The sequence below is a fragment of the Microbacterium sp. BWT-B31 genome (assembly GCF_041379855.1).
GTDB lineage: Bacteria > Actinomycetota > Actinomycetes > Actinomycetales > Microbacteriaceae > Microbacterium.
This window is the reverse complement of sequence record NZ_JBFECU010000007.1, coordinates 120803-136856: the sequence shown is the minus strand read 5'-3', so window position 1 is coordinate 136856 and position 16054 is coordinate 120803. Positions and strand designations below refer to the sequence as shown.

Sequence of the window (16054 nt, the reverse complement as noted above, 5' to 3'; positions counted from 1 at the left end):
TAACGACGACGGATGCCTCACCCGCTGTTGTCCACACCCTCTGCGTCCTTCCGCGTCGCGCATCGGGCGGTCTGTCGGCGGTGTTTCCTAGACTGTCACGCGTGGAACACGAGGACACCGGCGCCTCCCCCGGGCGCGCGACCCCGCCCCCGGGCGCCACGGCGACCGCTGCTGACCCTCCCGGCGGGACCGCTCCGGGCGATGCCGTCTCGACTCCCCCGCTCCCCGCAGTCGCGCGGCGCTCCGCCCGCGCCGCGCGGCGCCGTGCCCCGCTGGGCGTCGACCTGGCGCTCCTCGGCGTCGTGGGCGTGCTGCTCATCGGCGCGATCGCGGCGGGCGCGGGCATCCTGTATCGCACCTTCTACAGCCCGTCGGCGTTCGTCGAGCGGTACGTGTCGCTGCTGGCCGAGGGTCGCGCGAGCGAGGCGCTCGCGGTGCCGGGGGTCGGGGTCGACTCTGCGCAGCTCGAGGCCGCGGGCCTGGCTCCGGATGCCTCCGACGCCCTGCTGCGCCCCGCCGCCCTCGCCGAGATCTCAGACGTGCACGTCGTGTCGGAGGTGGCCCACGACGACGTCTTCGACGTCACGGTCGCCTACTCCGCGGGCGGGCACGACACCACGAGCATGTTCAAGGTCGAGCGCTACGGCTCCATCGGCGTCGCCCCGACCTGGCGGTTCGCCCACAGCCCCCTCGCCGTGATGAGCCTCCAGGTGATCGGGTCGATGGTGTTCGAGGTCAACGGCTTCTCGATCGACAAGCGTCAGGTCTCGCCCGACGGCGTCGACGCCGATCCGGCCGCTCCCGTCGCGCTGCTGGCCTTCACCCCCGGCGTGTACTCCGTGGCGGTCGACACCGCGATCTCGCAGACCCCCGGCGTCGTCGTGGTGTCCGACGCCCCCCGGACCACGGTGCCGGTGGCGATCACCGCCGAGCCGACGGCAGAGTTCGTCGCGGCGGTGCAGGAGCGCGTCGAGCAGTTCCTGTCCGAGTGCGCGACCCAGCAGGTGCTCCAGCCGACGGCGTGCCCCTTCGGGCACTTCGTCCAGGACCGCATCGACTCCGACCCGGTGTGGTCCATCGGCATCCAGCCGGACGTCACCGTCGAGCCCGACGGCGCCGGATGGCGCATCCCGCCCACCGACGCCGTCGCCCACCTCTCGGTCGATGTGCGGTCGCTGTTCGACGGTGAAGTGACCCGCCTCGACCAGGACGTGCCGTTCGTGGTCACCGGCAAGATCACGGTGCAGCCCGGCGGCGCGGTGTCGATCCTCGTGGGCGGACCCGACACTCCGTAGCCCGCCGCGCCGCGAGCAGGTCAGGCGGACGGCATCGCCGCCGCGTCCTCCTGCTCCGCGGAGCCGGCCCGAAGCGGCTCGTCGTCCAGCATGCCCCGCAGCGTCGCGATGAGCGACAGCGGCTCGTCGAGCATGATGTGGTGCCCGGCATCCGGGATCTCGATCTCTGTCGCCGTCCCGCCCAGGCGCTCGCGCAGGGCGGCGCTCATGCGGCCCGTGAGCATGCCGTGCTGGCCGCGCACGAGCACGACGCGGCACTCGACCGGGTCGACCTGCCCCGGCTCGAGGAACTCGCGCCCGTAGATGCCCGTGTCGAACTTCCACACCCAGCCGTCCGGCACCGGCCGCAGCGAGTGACGCGCGATGTGCGCCGCGACGTAGTCGAGGACCTCCTGATCCGGAATCGGCCGGAACCGGCGCACCGCGGACTCGAACGACTCGTGCACCTTCGGCTGACGCGGCACGACCCGCGCCGCGCGCAGTTCGCGCTCTTCCCGGGTGAGTTCGCGCACGGGGGAGTCGACCACGATCGCGGCGGCGAGGCCGCGGCCGAGACGTGCGGCGAGCTTGAGCGTGACGAATCCGCCCATGCTGTGGCCGATCACCACCGGCGGCGCGCGGAAACCCATCGCCGCGACGACCCCCGCGACCTCGGCCGCCCACGCGTCGAGGTCGTACTCCTCGCGCCGGCCGCTGTCGCCGTGACCCGACAGGTCGACGGCCACCACGCGCCGCCCGCCCTCGACCAGCGCAGGGGCGATGTGGTCCCACCATCGCGCGTGCGCGGCGCCGCCGTGCACCAGCACGACCCCCGCCCCACGCGCGGGTCCCCACGCCCGCCACGCGACCGAGGTCCCGTCGACGACGGTCGTGCCGGTCTCGGGCTCGTCGGCGAGCGCGGCGACGAACCAGTCCGGCGCCTCGGCGCCGGGCGAGCGCCGCTTGCGCGCGCCCGCGGGCGTCGACTGCAGCTCATAGCGGAACTTCTTCTCAGACGTGGTCGTCATCCTCTCCTGGCTTTCTCCCCTTCGCGCACCGGCGCTCAGCGCCCCGCGCGGGCCTCGCGCTCGTCCTTCGCCGCGAGCGCCGCGAGGTGGGCGTTGTACGCCTCGAGCTCGGCATCTCCCGTGCGGTCCGCGTGCCGGTCGCGGCGCCTGGTCTCGCGGGTGTCGCTGCGGCTCCACTGGATCGCGACCGTGATCGCGAGGATCAGCGTCGGGATCTCGCCGATCGACCACGCCACGCCGCCGCCGATGTACTGGTCCTCGAGCGGGGTGGCTCCCCACGTGCGGCCCATCGCACCGAACCACTCCGAGACCATCAGGCCCGACTGCATCATGATCGCGATGCCGAAGAACGCGTGCATCGCCATGACCGCGATCAGCAGCACCAGGCGACCGGGGTACGGCAGACGGTACGGCGCCGGATCGATGCCGATCAGCGTCAGCACGAACAGGTACCCCGAGATCAGGAAGTGCACGACCATCCACTCGTGGCCGATGTGGTCGTACAGCGACCAGCGGAACAGGTCGGTGAAGTAGAAGACCCACAGCGACCCGACGAAGATGCCGGCCGCGACGAAGGGGTTCGTGACCACGCGCGCGAACGGCGTGTGCACGGCCCACAGGATCCACTCGCGGCCGCCGCGCGTGCCGTCATCGCGCTTGCGGATCGCGCGCGCCGCGAGCGTCACGGGAGCACCCGCGACCAGCAGCACCGGGATCGCCATGGTCAGCAGCATGTGCCCGATCATGTGCACGCTGAACAGGTAGTCCTGGTACGCGTTGACCGCGCCGCCGGTCACCCATGCGAGCAGCACCAGCCCGGCGACCCACAGCACCGTGCGGTACACCGGCCACGCATCGCCGCGGCGGCGCAACCGCCACACGCCCGCAAGGTAGAAGAACAGTCCGAACGCGGCCACGAACGCCCACAGCAGGTCGATCTCCCACGAGGTGATCCACCGCAGCGGCGTGAGCTCGGGAGGCAGCGCCGACCCGGTGAGGATCTCGGCCGGCGTGCGCACCGCGGGCAGGTTCGACGTCGTCGGCGGGGGCGTGCGCGCCAGCGCCGCGGCCACGCCTGCAGCCACCCCCATGAAGGCGAGCTCCAGCGTCACCAGACCCCAGAAGCGGGCGGATGCCCTGCCCTGCGTCATCCGTCCGATCAGGCGATTGCGATAGACGGCGCCGAGCACGCCGATCGCGATGAGGGCCGTGACCTTCACGAGCACGAGCACGCCGTACGCAGAGGCGAACAGCGCCTCCCACGTTCCGACGCCGATCGCCGCGCGCACCGTCCCCGACACGGCGACCACGATGAAGGCGACGAGAGCGATGCTCGAATAGCGGCGCAGGGCGGCGGCCGTGGCATCCGCAGTCAGCGCCGGCCTGACGACCACCATCAGCACCAGCCCGCCCAGCCACACCGCCGCCGCGATGGTGTGCAGCACGATCGCCATGACGGCCGCGTTGTGGTTGGACTCCTCGCCGGAGTGGCCGAGCGTCGCCATCGGCACGAGGGCCGCCACGGCGGCGATCGCCACGATCAGCGTCGGCGTCCACGACCGTACGGCGAACGTGAGCACCGTGAGCGCGGCCCCCGCGATCATCGCGATGAGCCACGCGCGGCCCGTCTCGGTCTCGACGAGGAACCTGCCCAGCTGCGCCCCGAACTGCGGCCCCGCGTCGATCGCGGGGTTGAACGCGTCGACGAAGGTGAGAAAGCCCGTGAGGCCCGCCGCGACCGTGAACACCGCTGCTGAGACGGATGCCAGATCCAGCGCGACGTCGAACTCGCGCTCGCGCGCACGCAGGGTGAACAGTGCGGTGACGAGGGTGCCCACCATGCCGGCCGCGCTCAGGTTGACGAAGAGCTTCGCGATCGGCACGCCCCAACGCGCGAAGGGGCCGGGGTCGCCGTACACGAGCGGCGCGGCGCCGCCGCCGTAGGCCAGCGCCGCCACGAGGGCGATCAGCGCGGCCACGACGAGGATCGCCGGCCCGGCGGCCCGCAGCGCGCGGGCGGTGTCACTGCGCCCCGAGGCGTCGCGCGGCGCATCGGCGACGCGGGAAGAGGGCGTGGAGATCACCCGTCCAGCCTAGTTCGCCGATTCCGGGAGGCCGCCGCCCGCCCCCGCCCCGCCCCGCCCGCGCCCGCGCGCCGCGCCCGCGTCGGTGCGGCGTCGGCGTCGAGATCACGCGAACTCGCCGAGTCCGCATGTCTTCGACGTCGACAGCGTGTGCTCTCGGCGAGAACACGGCTTCTCGACGGGCGGAGCAGGGCGGGTGGTGGGAACGACGGAGGGGGGATGCCGCGGGTCGCGGCATCCCCCCTCTTGCAGTCCTTCGGTTACTTGACCGCGGCCTTCAGCTTCGAGCCGGCGGTGACCTTGACGCGCTTGCCCGCGGGGATCTTGATCTCGGCGCCGGTCTGCGGGTTGCGGCCCGTGCGGGCGGCGGTGGCGACCTGTTCGAACGAGAGCCAGCCGGGGATCGAGACCTTGCTCCCCTTGGCGACCGCCTCGGAGACGGTGGAGAAGAGGGAGTCGAGCACGCTCGACACGGCGGACTGGCTCTGCCCGGTGGCGCTGGCGATGCTCGCGACGAGTTCGGTCTTGGTGATGGACTTGTCGGCCATGTGTTGTCCTCCACGGCGGCGGTCGCCGCCGTTTCATTGCGTGGACCGAGAGGCAGACACCCCCCGGGCGGTCTGTTCGACCGCCCCCGAATATACCCACGTTCCGCGGAATTACGCGGATTTCAGGCGATCGCGACGGATTCTTTCGCGTGTCGCGAACACGGGTGGGGTTCGTGAGACCAATGTGACGACGGCCCCGGGCGCGGCATCCGTCGTCTGTCCTCTCGGGTCGTTCGAGCGTTGTCGGGTCGAATGATGAGCCGACAACGCTCGGATGACCCGCCCTGCGCCGCCGGGATCAGGCCCGATGCGCGGCGAGCACCGCACGCGCGGTGCGTTCGAACGCCGGCGCGACGCGATCCTCGCCGTCGAGGTATCCGCCCACGAGCGCCGCGTCGCGCAGCAGCACGAGCGCGGCCGCCGCGGCGTCCGGGTCGGCCAGGCCCGCGGCATCCGCCAGCTCTCGCAGCGTCTCGCGGAACCACTCGCGATGCTCGGCGATCAGCTCGCGCACCGGCCCGTCGTCGGGGTACTCGGCGGCGGCGTTGATGAACGGGCAGCCGCGCGTGTGCCGCTCGCCGATGTCGGTGGCGATGCCGTCGATCACGAGGGCGAGCAGGACAGAAGGATCGGATGCCTCGGCCCCCGCCCCCGCGAACAGCGCGCGCAGCTGCTCGTCCTCGCTGCGCAGGTAGGCGAGCACGAGCTCCTCCTTGCCGCCGAACTGCTTGTACATCGTCGCGCGTGTGACGCCGGCCGCGCCGATGATGCGGTCCACGCCCACCGAGTGGATGCCCTCGGCGTAGAACAGCTCGGTGGCCGCGGCGAGAAGCCGCGCGCGAGCGCCCGTGACGGGTGGGGCGACGAGGGCGGTGCTCATGGTCCTGCTCGCTTTCGAGAAACTTCGTGAATCTGGGAATCAGTTGTGTAGATAGAACGTTCGGTCTACCATCGTAGGTTACCTCAGTCGAGACACACCGGCTCCGGGAACCGCAGCTTTCTCACAGAAGCACCGCCGACCAAGGAGAACCGCAATGAGCACGACCAAGACCCCCATCGTCCTGATCCACGGACTCTGGATGACCCCCAAGAGCTGGGACACGTGGGCCGAGCGCTTCCGCGCGGCCGGCCACGACGTCATCGTGCCCGGCTGGCCCGGCATCGACGACCGCTCGGTCGAAGACATCCGCTCGCACCCCGAGCCGCTCAAGGGCATCGGCCTCAAGCAGATCGCCGACCACTACGAGCAGATCATCCGCGCCCTGCCCGACAAGCCGATCATCATGGGCCACTCCTTCGGCGGCGTCATCACGCAGATGCTCGCCGACCGCGGGCTGGGCGTCGCCTACGTCGGCGTCGAGCCGGGCCAGACGGCCGGGGTCACCGCGCTGCCGCTGTCGACGCTGTGGACGGGCACCCCGATCCTGTCGAACCCGTTCGGCAAGAACGGCGCGAAGCCCCTCTCGAAGGGTCACTTCCACTTCACGTTCGGCAACGACCTGCCCCGCACCGAGTCCGACAAGCTCTGGAAGGAGTACGCCGTCAACTCGTACAACCGCGTCTTCTTCGAGGGCGTCACCTCGGTGCTCAACGAGAAAGGCGGCGTCACCCACGTCGAGTACGGACGCACCGACCGCGCTCCGCTGCTCATCATGACCGGCGAGATCGACCACGTCGTGCCGCCGGCGATCGGCAAGGCGATCGTCAAGAAGTACACCTCCTCGGGCAGCGGCGCGGTCGTCGAGTACAAGCAGTGGCCCGGCCGCACGCACCGCATCATCAGCCAGGACGGCTGGGAAGAGGTCGCCGACTTCGCCCTCGCGTGGGCGGTCGAGCACGCCCAGCCGGTCGCGGCCGTGTAGCCGCGGCATCCGTCATCGGTCTTCTCGGCTCATTTCGCTGTTCTGGGGTCGCGAAATGAGCCGAGAACCACAGAAAGAGCCGACGAGCCGGTCACGAAACCCCCGGTGACGGATGCCGCCACCCGGCGTCCGTCGACGCGAAAGGCCCGGAGTTCCGACGGGAACTCCGGGCCTTTCGGACGCGGATGCGCGGGCTGTCACCCGCTCGACAGTGCTTGTCGAAGCCTCGCTATTACCAGCTCGACTTGGTCACGCCGGGCAGCTCGCCACGGTGCGCCATGTCGCGGAAGCGCACACGCGAGATGCCGAACTTCGACAGCACACCGCGGGGGCGGCCGTCGATGACGTCGCGCGAGCGCAGACGAACGGGCGACGCGTTGCGGGGCAGCTTCTGCAGGCCCACGCGAGCGGCCTCGCGCTGCTCGTCGGTCGAGTTGGGGTCGATGAGAGCCTTCTTCAGCTCCGCGCGCTTGGCGGCATAGCGGTCGACGACCACCTTGCGCTGCTCGTTGCGCGCGATCTTGCTCTTCTTGGCCATGAGATCAGCGCTCCTCTCGGAATTCGACGTGCTTGCGGATGACCGGGTCGTACTTCTTCAGCACGATGCGGTCGGGGTTGTTGCGGCGGTTCTTGCGCGTCACGTAGGTGTACCCCGTGCCCGCGGTCGAACGCAGCTTGATGATCGGACGGACGTCCTGTGACTTCTTGGCCATCAGAGCTTCACACCCTTCGCCTGCAGGTCGCGCACGACTGCCTCGATGCCACGGGCGTCAATGACCTTGATGCCCTTAGCCGACACGTTGAGCTTGATGTTGCGGCCCAGCGACGGCACGTAGTAGGTCTTCTTCTGCACGTTCGGGTCGAAGCGGCGCTTCGTCCGGCGGTGCGAGTGCGAGATGTTGTGACCGAAGCCGGGAACAGCACCGGTCACCTGGCACACTGCTGCCATAGTGATGTCTCCTTAGTACCGTGGAGCCGGACGGCCCCACCCAAGATCCCTTGTCTGCACCCCGCGCCCGACCCGGCCGGTGAAGGCCCGATCGAAGAGGGGATGCGAACTGCGTGCTGGAGTGCGCGCAGACAAAGAGTCAGTCTAGCACGGATGCCTCGGCCCGCCTGATCCGGCCGGATCGGAGCCGATCCGCGGCGGCCTCCCGCGGCGCGCTCGTCGGTGTCCCCCATTCGGCCGACACCGTGCGTCTTTGTCGATGATAGCCAACCGATCTGGCCGCTTCCTGTTGTGGAGCGCCACAAATTTCCCCGATCGCAAAGGATGGCCTGCCAGCATCGTCGAACCCGGCAGAGGCCGGTTCCCGACCTCAGGAGCACCATGACGTCCTCACCCGTCGACACCGCAGACCCCGCGTATCCCGGCGTCCTCGCCGACGTCGGCCGCTGCCCGTCCTGCTTCGCCGCCGCGCCGGGCGCCCTCTGCGCCGGCTGCGGGCTCGACCTCGACGACGCGCGCATGCCGCGCGTGCGCAGTCTCGGCAGGCAGATCCTCGGGCTCGAGCGCGAGCGGTGTGCGACGATCCAGGCGATCCGGGCGACGCAGGCGGATGCCGCAGCCCGCGCGCGCGAGGCCGACGCGGCGCGCGCGGCCGAGGCGGCGCGCGAGCGCGAGGTCGCCCGCGAGCGCGAGGCCGAGCGGGTGCGTGCGGCCGAGGCGGCCCGAGCCGCCGAGCAGTCCCTCGAAGCCCAGTGGGCGTTCGAGGCTGAGCCCGCCCACGCGGACGCCGCGGTCGCCCTCACATCGATGCCGCCCGCGCCGGGCGGCGAGCCTTGGCCGTCACCGCGGCCTCCGGTGGAGGCATCCGCTCGCCGTCGGCGTCTGACGGTGCCCGCCCTCCTGCTCACGGTGGGCGTCTCGCTCGTCGGGATCGCGGCGGTGTTCTTCCTGCTGCTCGCGTGGTTCGTGTGGGGCCTCGCGGTGCGAGCGATGATCATCGGCGCGGTCACGCTCGCGGTGATCGGCGTCGCGACGTGGCTGCGGCGCCGGTCGCTCACGGCCACGGCCGAGGGCCTGGCCGTGCTCGGCATGGTGCTGCTCGGCCTCGACGGCTGGGCGATCCGCGCCAACGACCTGTTCGGCACAGGCGCGACCGACGCGGCGATCTACACCGGCGTCACGGCGCTCGTCGTCGGCGTCGGGGCACGCGCGTGGGCGTCGCTCTCGGGGCTGCGCGCGCCCGACCTCGCCGCCGCGGTCTCGGTGCCGGTCGGCGTCGGCCTGCTCGTCGGGGGCATGCTGCCGCTCGCGCCCGCCCCCGCCGCCGCGGCGGGTCTGCTCGCCGCGTCGGCGGCGACGCTCGGCCACGCGCTGCCGGTGCCGTGGTCGACCGCCGCGCGGGAGCGCGCCGGGGCGGCGACCCGCGTCGTGCTCGCGGGGCTCGGGGTCGCGGCGCTCGCCGCTGCCGCGGCCGTCTCGTTCGCCGCGATCAGCGGGGTCGCCGGGATCGTCGTCGTGAACCTCGCCGTGTGCGCGCTCGGGCTCGCGCACGCGCGGCTGCTGCCGCGGACCGCCGAGCGGCGCGTGCCGGCGGGCGACGTGCTCGCGGGCGTCGCGTCCGGCCTCGCGGCGGCCGTGGCGGCCCTCACCGGGTGGCAGCTCGCGATGCGCGTCGGGCCCACGCCCGACCCGCTGCTGTACGCACCGGTGATCGCGGTGGCCGTCGCGGTGGCGTGCGACCTCGGGCGCGTGCGGATGCCGCGGCTGCGCGCCGCCGCCGTCAGCGCCGGTGTCGTCGGGGCGCTGTCGATCCTCACGACGGTCACCGTGTGGTGGGCGTCGGCGGGCGCCGGGATCGCGGCATCCTGGATCCCGTGGCGCACCGCTGCCCTCGCGTGGCCGGCCACCGCCGACTGGCCGAGCATCGCGGCGATTTCCGTGGCCGTTGTGCTCGGCGGTCTGCTGTTCGTCTCGCCCACGCTCGCCCGGCCGGTGCTGCGCGACGTGCGCGTGGTCGTCGCCGCAGCCCTGCTGCTGTGCGCCGCCGCGGCGCCCGCCCTCGCCCTGCCGGCCGTCGCCGTGACCCTCGCGGTGGCCGCCGTCGCGGTCGCGGCGCTGGCCCGCGGCCGTGCCCGCACGCGCTCCGGCGCCGACCCGCGCTCACGCACGGGCTGGATCGTCGCAGGCGTCGGGGCCACCACGGCCGCCTACCTCGAGTCGACGGCCGCGCCCTGGCTGTGGGGCATCGCGGTCGCCGCGGCTATCGCCCTGCCGATCGCGCTTCGCCTCGCGCTGCGGCCCTCGAAAGCGGCATCGGTCGCACTCGCCGTCGCGCCCGTCGCCGTCGCCGCCGTCTCGGCCGTCGTCGCACCGGCCGCGCTCGGGGCGGTGCTGGAGGTGACGGGCCCGGGCGTGCGGGCCGCGACCCTGCTGGTGCAGGCGATCGCGTTCGTCGCGCTCGCAGTCGCTCTGCTCGTGCCGATCGACCGGGCGAGCCGGGCGGCGCTCGCGCTGGCGGCCGAGGTGATTCTCGTGATCACGATCCTCTCGGGAGCCGGGCTGGCCGCCGCGGGCTCCCACGACGAACTGGCAGCGCGGCTGGGCGGGCCGGTGACGGGATTCGCGATCGGATGCCTCGTCCTGGCCGCCCTCGTCGCGGCGGCGCGCCGCGGCTCGCTGCTGTCGGCGTCCGCCGCGATCGGGGCCGCCGCGCTCACCGCCCCGGTGCTCGCCCTCACCCTTCGCGCCGGGCTCGCCGCGCTCGCACTCGACACGCGCGCCTGGACGGCGGTCGCGCTGCTCGCGTCGGCGGTCGCCGTCGTGGGGCTGGCCGCGTGGACTGCGCTGCGCACGCCCGTCCGCGAAGGGATGCCCACGCTCCGCGTGCCCGCCGAGATCGGCGCCGCCGCCGCGGCGCTGCTGGCGGTGTGGCAGGTCGGCGCGACGTGGGCGTGGGCGGCCCTGGGCCTGACCGCGCTCGGGTTCGCCGCGATGAGCGTCACCCGGGGCTGGACGGGAGCGACGACCTCGCCCGAGGACGACGTCTTCGCGACGAACGCCGACGGCGCACCGCTGGCCGCCGCGCCGCGGCGCCTGTTCGTGTGGCCCGCGGCGACAGCCGCGGTGGGGGCGTGGTGGCTGTGGCTCGCGTTCGCGGGCCCCTCCGGCGCCCCGGTCGAGGCGTACGCGATCCCCGCGGGCGTCGCGCTGGTCGGGCTGGCCGGCGCGCTCGTGCGGCTGCGGCGCCGGGGCGAGGCATCCGTGTGCCTCGCCCTCGGTCTCGCGATCGGTCTCGGCATGCCCGCGCTGGCGAGTGCGGGTGCCGATGCCCGTGCGATCGCGGTCGCGGTCGTCGCCGCGGGCGCGTGCCTCGCGCTCGCCCTCACCCCCGTGCGGCGCGTGCGCCCGACGGCGCCGGTGGGTGCTGTCGTCGCGCTCGCCGCGCTCGGCACCGTCGCGATCGGGCGCGCGGTGACGGGCGGGGCGGGGGATGCCGCGTGGCTGGTGCTGCTCGTGGGTACGGCGATCGCGTCCGGGCGCGGGTTCGCGCTCGCCGAGCCCGCCCGCGCATCGTCGCGCGCCTTCGCCGCTGCCGTCGTGCCGCTCACGGTCGCCGCGGCGACGCTCGCGGTGCTCCCCTCCGGCCGGAGCGCGGCGGTCGTCTCGGCGGCGCTCGCGCTGCTGACCCTGCTGCACGTGGGGTGCGCCGCGCTCGGTCGCGAGCCGCTCACCGCCGCGACGCGCTGGACGGCGTTCGCCGGGGCCGCCGCGGTCGGCATCGCCGGTCTCGCGCTGGGCGGGCTGGCGCAGGTCGAGGCCGCGACGCTGCCTCTCGCTGGGGCGCTGCTGGCCGCAGCGGCGCTGTCGACGGCGCGTCGCCGCCGCGACGGGCAGCCGTGGCCGGCCGGTGAGACGTCGGTGTGGCTCGCGGGCCTCGCGCTCGCGACGGCGCCGAGCCTGTTCGCGCCGATCGACGCGGTGCGCGCGACGACCGTGATCGGCGCGGCGCTGGCGGGGGCGGTGGGCGTCGCGCTCGCGCCGATCCCGGCTGCGTGGCGCGTGCGCGTGCCCTCGGCGGTGCTGCTTGCCGCCTCTGCCCTGGCGATGGGCGCGCGCGTCCTCGCCGCCCCGTCGCTCGCCGGGAGCGAGGTGCTGGCACTGGGCGCCGCGCTCGGCGCGATCGCGGTCGCCGCCGCCCTCATCGCGACGAGCGCGCCGGCAGGCACGACGCCGGTCACGACCCCGCTCACCGCGGCCGGCGTCGTGCTGGCCGTCGCGGTCGTGGTCGTGCATGCCGACGGCGACCTCGTGCGCACGACCGTGACCGTGCTCGCGGCGGGACTGGCCGGCGTCGCGGTCGCCACGGTGCTGCGCTCGCGCACGTGGCGGGGATTCGCGGGCGTGGCGGCGATCGGCGCCGCGGTCGTCGCGACGGCGGCAAGCGGCATCCGCTTTCTCGCCGTCGGCGGGCGGCCCGGGCTCGAGGCGGACTTCTGGGTGCTCATCGCGGCGCTGGTCGCCACGTCGATCGCGGTCGCCGCGCTGGGCTCGACGCGGTCGCGGACGGTGTGGACGGCGACGGGCAGGCTGCTGGCGGCGCTCGTCGCGGCGCTGTCGGCGGGCGAGCTCCTGCTGGTCGCGCAGGCCGACACGGCGGACGTGCCCCGCACAGCGATCACGATGACGGCGCTCGTCGCCGCCACCGTCGCCGGCCTCGCATGGCGTCGCCGGTGGGGTTTCGCGCTCGCGCTGACGACCGGCGTCACGGGCGCGGTCTTCGCGCTGGCCACGACGCTCGCCTTCGGCGTGCGGCCGTTCGAGATCGTCGCGCTGCCGGCCGCGCTGGGCGGGCTCGCGGTCGGCGCGCACGTGCTGATGCGGCATCCCTCCGCGCGTTCGTGGCCGGTGCTCGGGCCGTGGATCACCCTGCTCACGCTGCCGTCGCTGTGCTATGACGCCGCCGTGGCGCCGGGGCTCGTGCGCGTCGTGACGCTGGGCGTCGCGGCGTTGGCGCTGGTCGTCATCGGCGCGCTGCTGCGGCTGCAGGCGCCGCTCGTGCTCGGATCGACCGTGCTTCTCGCGCACGGCGCCGCCCAGCTGTGGCCGTGGATCGCGGCGGCCTACGCGACGGTGCCGTGGTGGCTGTGGCTGGGCATCGGCGGTGCGGTGCTGATCTTCCTCGCCGCGACCTACGAGCGGCGCGTCCGGCAGCTGCGCACCGCCGTCACGGCGGTCGCGTCTCTGCGGTGACAGGTGGGCGGGCGACGGATGCCCCGACCCGCCCGCCTCAGGTTCCGTCGGCGCCGCGCCCCCACCGGAAAGGCGACACCGTCGGGTCTCCCGGAATCCAGAACCGCCACGGAAAACCCGTTCCCCCGGCGACGCCGGCGACCCCCACCCGGGGTCCCGAGGCGAAGTCGGCCACGGGTTCGGCGGCGAGCGCCAGGCGCGCCACGGCTCCGTGAAGAGGGGTCCCCGCGATCGCGTCGATGCCGTCGTGCACCGGATGCCGCAGCCCCACCGCGTCACCGAGGCGACCGGGCCCGCGCGCGAGGTCGCGCGGCGAGCGGGCGGCCGGACGGCGGCCGGTGGCGGCATCCGCGCCCTCGATCACCTCGCCCCCGCGCAGCAGGATTCCGCCCGCGACCCCCTCGGGGCCGCATACGACGTTGACGCACGAGTGGATGCCGTGACTGAGGTAGACGTACAGCCGCCCGGGTTCGCCCCACATCGTGGCGTTGCGCGCGGTCGGCCCCATGCGCGCGTGCGACCCTGGATCGGGCACGGAGCCGGTGCCGCGCCCGTGGTAGGCCTCGACCTCGGTGAGGCGCACCGCCACAGTCTCGCCCCGGACGGTCGTCGTCAGCACGGCGCCGAGCAGCCGCGGCGCGACGTCGACCGGCAGCCCCGAGAGGTCGGCGCGGGTCGCTCTTCGCAGTCCCGCCTCCGCCATGGGGCGAGTCTACGGCGGGCCCGCTGCGGCACGGATTCACCCGGCAGCCGCTCCTGCGGCGTTGCGACGCGAAGGCCGATTGCCGCAGCGCGGGAGACGGATGCCTCAGCCCGGCGGCACCTGGCACCACGAGATCGACGACCCGGCGAGCGCGACGACCTCCGAGCCGTCCGAAAGGTTCAGGATGTGCGTCTCGACCTTGCGCGGCAGGGGCAGCAGGTACGTGTCGTACCCGTTCGACACCGCGTCGGGCGCGACGAGCACGGCGACGTAGCGTTCGCTGGGCGACACGCACGTCTGCAGCACGGCGTCGGTGTTCGGAACGTCCATGAGCGGGCGCGTCGCGCCGTCGTCGCCCACGAACCCGACGATCGTGCGGCCGGTGGGCTGGCCGCTGGCCCCGTCGAGCTCGGCCGACGCCCGCACCGTCCCGCCGGTGGTGAGCGGCGTCACCGACGTGATGAGGCCCTTGCCCGCGGCGGCCACGAGCGGCTCCTCGCTCGCGTCGTTCAGGTCGATGACCGCGCGCGCCTCGGGGCGCATCACCACGGCAGCCGACGTGCCGCGGGCGATGCCGTCGATCCCGAACGCGAAGCCCAGCGCGGTCGGCGCGGCCGCGGCATCCGCGCCCGAGGTCAGCAGCAGACTGCCGTCGAACGACAGCAGCAGCAGGCTGTCGGAGTCGGGCACGAACTGATACTCCGAGACGCGGGCATCGGCACCGGCGACCTCGACCGCGCGCGGCTGGGCATCGGCCTCGGAGTCGTTCGTCGAGGCCACGAACAGCGTGCTCTCACGGCCGCCGTCGTGCGAGAGGTCCTCGTCCGAGAACGTGTAGCCGATCAGCTCGCCCCGGTCTGCGGTCTGCAGGTTCGAGACGAAGCCCTCGCCGGGCAGCTTCAGCGTGCGCTCGTTCTTTCCGTCGAGGTCGGTCACGATCAGCTGCGCCTCGTCGTCGTCGGTGCGCACCGACATCACGAGGTGGCTGGAGGTCGCGCGATAGTCCTCGATGTGCGGATGCCGGAACACCGGCCGCGCCTGCTCGCCGGTGAGGTCGGTGCGAAAGATCGCGTCGTCGCCGCCGCTGCGCTGCAGCAGGAAGACCTCGGCGGGCGGCGTGCGGAACGTCTCGGTGATCGTGGCCGCAGGCCCCGCGCCGGCGCCTGTCACCCCGGCGAACACCACCTTGTACTCGGTGTCGTCCCACAGCGGCAGCGTGAAGCGCACCCCCACGGAGCGGCCCGAGGTGTCGACGGCGAACGGCGTCGCGGGCGTGATCGTGACCTGCGACGGGTCGACCTCGGCGAGCGGCTGCGAGGTGGTGACGATCAGACGGGCGCCGGATGACGCGGCCGCCGCGGCCGGATCCACCTGCACTCCCGTCACACGCGGACCCTGCACGACGTTCGCCGTCGCGCCCGCGAGACCGACCACCGCCAGGATCGCCGCGACGGCCGTGAACGCCACCGCGAACGCGCGAAAGCGCCGCGTGCGCTTTCGGGTTCGACGGGTCGTGGCGTCAGTACTCATACGGGTCCGTCGGCTCGTCGATCTTCTCGACCGAGGACGCGTCGATCACCAACCGACCGTCCGAGGTGGCGCGTACGACGCCGGTGACCTGCAGCCACTGGCCGGTGTCGGGCGATGAGCTGCCGCCGGCGACCGGCACCCCGGCCGGCTGGGCGTCGATGACGCAGTGCGAGATCACCAGGCGCGTGAGGGTGAAATCCCCCTGGTCGGTGGGCGTCGCGAAGCCCGTGAGCTGCACCGTGTCGCCGTCGAAGGCCTCGGGGTTGGTCGCGGTCGCGAAGACCGTGGCCCACTCGCCGATGCCGAACGACGCGGTGTCGCCCGTCGCGGCGAGGCTCACGGCGTCGGCCCCTGCGAACAGCGGGGGCGCTCCCGTGTCGCGCGCCATCGCCAGGTCGGCCGACAGCGTCGCCGGCGGCAGCACGAGAGTCGCCACGACGACGGCGGATGCCACGACCCCGCCCGTCACGGTCAGAGCGAGCCCGAGCGGCGAGGCGCGGTGGCTGTGGTGGTCGTGGTCGGCGCGCGTCGCCCCGCGAGCGGAGCGAGACGAGTCGTCCCGCGCGGACGACCCGGCGCCACCGTGATCGTGTCCGTGGTCGGCCTCCGCCCCGAGCGGCAGCGCGAAGCTGGCGACGGCGCCGAGCAGCACGACGATCGCCATCAAAACGGCCCACCACGCCGACTCGGGGTTGATGTAGAGCCCAAGTCGCCCGGTCACACCGAGCCCGAGCGTCACGACGGCGAGCACCGACGCGAGGCCCACGCCGAGCCAGCGCGTGCCCAGCGAGGCGGCCCGCATCCGCCCGGATTCTCGCGAAGCGAT

13 protein-coding genes are annotated in these 16054 nt (G+C 73.5%); 3 read left to right on the top strand and 10 right to left on the bottom strand.

Annotated features, from left to right (window positions below; genetic code table 11):
• Window positions 1-101 precede the first annotated feature (101 nt).
• Window positions 102-1295, top strand: coding sequence for a hypothetical protein (locus AB1K54_RS09490; RefSeq protein ID WP_371202500.1), 1194 nt, complete (start codon window positions 102-104; stop codon window positions 1293-1295).
• A 20-nt stretch (window positions 1296-1315) separates the two neighbouring features.
• Here AB1K54_RS09490 and AB1K54_RS09485 read toward each other — a convergent pair whose 3' ends face one another.
• The 4 genes from AB1K54_RS09485 to AB1K54_RS09470 form a co-directional block, all read right to left on the bottom strand.
• Window positions 1316-2302, bottom strand: coding sequence for an alpha/beta fold hydrolase (locus tag AB1K54_RS09485; protein ID WP_371202499.1), 987 nt, complete (start codon window positions 2300-2302; stop codon window positions 1316-1318).
• A gap of 35 nt (window positions 2303-2337) precedes the next feature.
• Entirely contained in the window at window positions 2338-4311 is a 1974-nt protein-coding gene (locus AB1K54_RS09480) for a cytochrome c oxidase assembly protein (RefSeq protein WP_371202545.1), read from the bottom strand.
• A gap of 335 nt (window positions 4312-4646) precedes the next feature.
• Window positions 4647-4934, bottom strand: a complete 288-nt coding sequence (locus tag AB1K54_RS09475) for an HU family DNA-binding protein (RefSeq protein WP_371202498.1) — start codon at window positions 4932-4934, stop codon at window positions 4647-4649.
• Window positions 4935-5232: 298 nt separating this feature from the next.
• The gene (locus AB1K54_RS09470; RefSeq protein WP_371202497.1) at window positions 5233-5814 is read right to left on the bottom strand and encodes a TetR/AcrR family transcriptional regulator; all 582 of its coding nucleotides are present in this window, start codon (window positions 5812-5814) and stop codon (window positions 5233-5235) included.
• 154 nt (window positions 5815-5968) lie between these two features.
• Here AB1K54_RS09470 and AB1K54_RS09465 point away from each other — a divergent pair, with 154 nt between their 5' ends.
• Window positions 5969-6796 carry an alpha/beta hydrolase gene (locus AB1K54_RS09465; RefSeq protein ID WP_371202496.1) on the top strand — a complete coding sequence of 276 codons (828 nt, stop codon included), beginning with the start codon at window positions 5969-5971 and terminating at the stop codon, window positions 6794-6796.
• Between the two features lie 232 nt (window positions 6797-7028).
• Here the strand turns inward: AB1K54_RS09465 and rpsN are convergent, their stop codons facing one another.
• Genes rpsN through rpmB form a run of 3 tightly spaced genes read right to left on the bottom strand, consistent with a single transcriptional unit; the run spans window position 7029 to window position 7745 of the window.
• Window positions 7029-7334 (bottom strand): 30S ribosomal protein S14, encoded by a 306-nt coding sequence (rpsN, locus tag AB1K54_RS09460; RefSeq protein WP_371202495.1) that lies wholly within the window; start codon window positions 7332-7334, stop codon window positions 7029-7031.
• 4 nt (window positions 7335-7338) lie between these two features.
• On the bottom strand, window positions 7339-7509 hold the full coding sequence (gene rpmG / locus AB1K54_RS09455; RefSeq protein ID WP_195692547.1) for a 50S ribosomal protein L33: 171 nt from the start codon (window positions 7507-7509) through the stop codon (window positions 7339-7341).
• A complete protein-coding gene (rpmB, locus tag AB1K54_RS09450; protein WP_141896204.1) occupies window positions 7509-7745 on the bottom strand; it encodes a 50S ribosomal protein L28 in 237 nt (78 codons plus the stop codon). Before rpmB ends, rpmG begins: the two co-directional genes overlap by 1 nt.
• 381 nt (window positions 7746-8126) lie before the next feature.
• Here rpmB and AB1K54_RS09445 point away from each other — a divergent pair, with 381 nt between their 5' ends.
• The gene (locus AB1K54_RS09445; protein ID WP_371202494.1) at window positions 8127-12995 is read left to right on the top strand and encodes an SCO7613 C-terminal domain-containing membrane protein; all 4869 of its coding nucleotides are present in this window, start codon (window positions 8127-8129) and stop codon (window positions 12993-12995) included.
• Window positions 12996-13032: 37 nt separating this feature from the next.
• On the opposite strand, the gene AB1K54_RS09440 is transcribed toward AB1K54_RS09445, so the two are convergent.
• The 3 genes from AB1K54_RS09440 to AB1K54_RS09430 all read right to left on the bottom strand — a co-directional run bounded on the left by AB1K54_RS09440 (window position 13033) and on the right by AB1K54_RS09430 (window position 16030).
• Window positions 13033-13698, bottom strand: a complete 666-nt coding sequence (locus AB1K54_RS09440) for a DNA-3-methyladenine glycosylase (RefSeq protein ID WP_371202493.1) — start codon at window positions 13696-13698, stop codon at window positions 13033-13035.
• 105 nt (window positions 13699-13803) lie between these two features.
• On the bottom strand, window positions 13804-15228 hold the full coding sequence (locus tag AB1K54_RS09435) for a hypothetical protein (protein WP_371202492.1): 1425 nt from the start codon (window positions 15226-15228) through the stop codon (window positions 13804-13806).
• Window positions 15218-16030: a TIGR03943 family protein gene (locus AB1K54_RS09430; RefSeq protein WP_371202491.1), complete on the bottom strand. Its 813-nt coding sequence runs from the start codon at window positions 16028-16030 to the stop codon at window positions 15218-15220. The genes AB1K54_RS09435 and AB1K54_RS09430 overlap by 11 nt, the downstream gene beginning before the upstream one ends.
• Window positions 16031-16054: the final 24 nt, after the last annotated feature.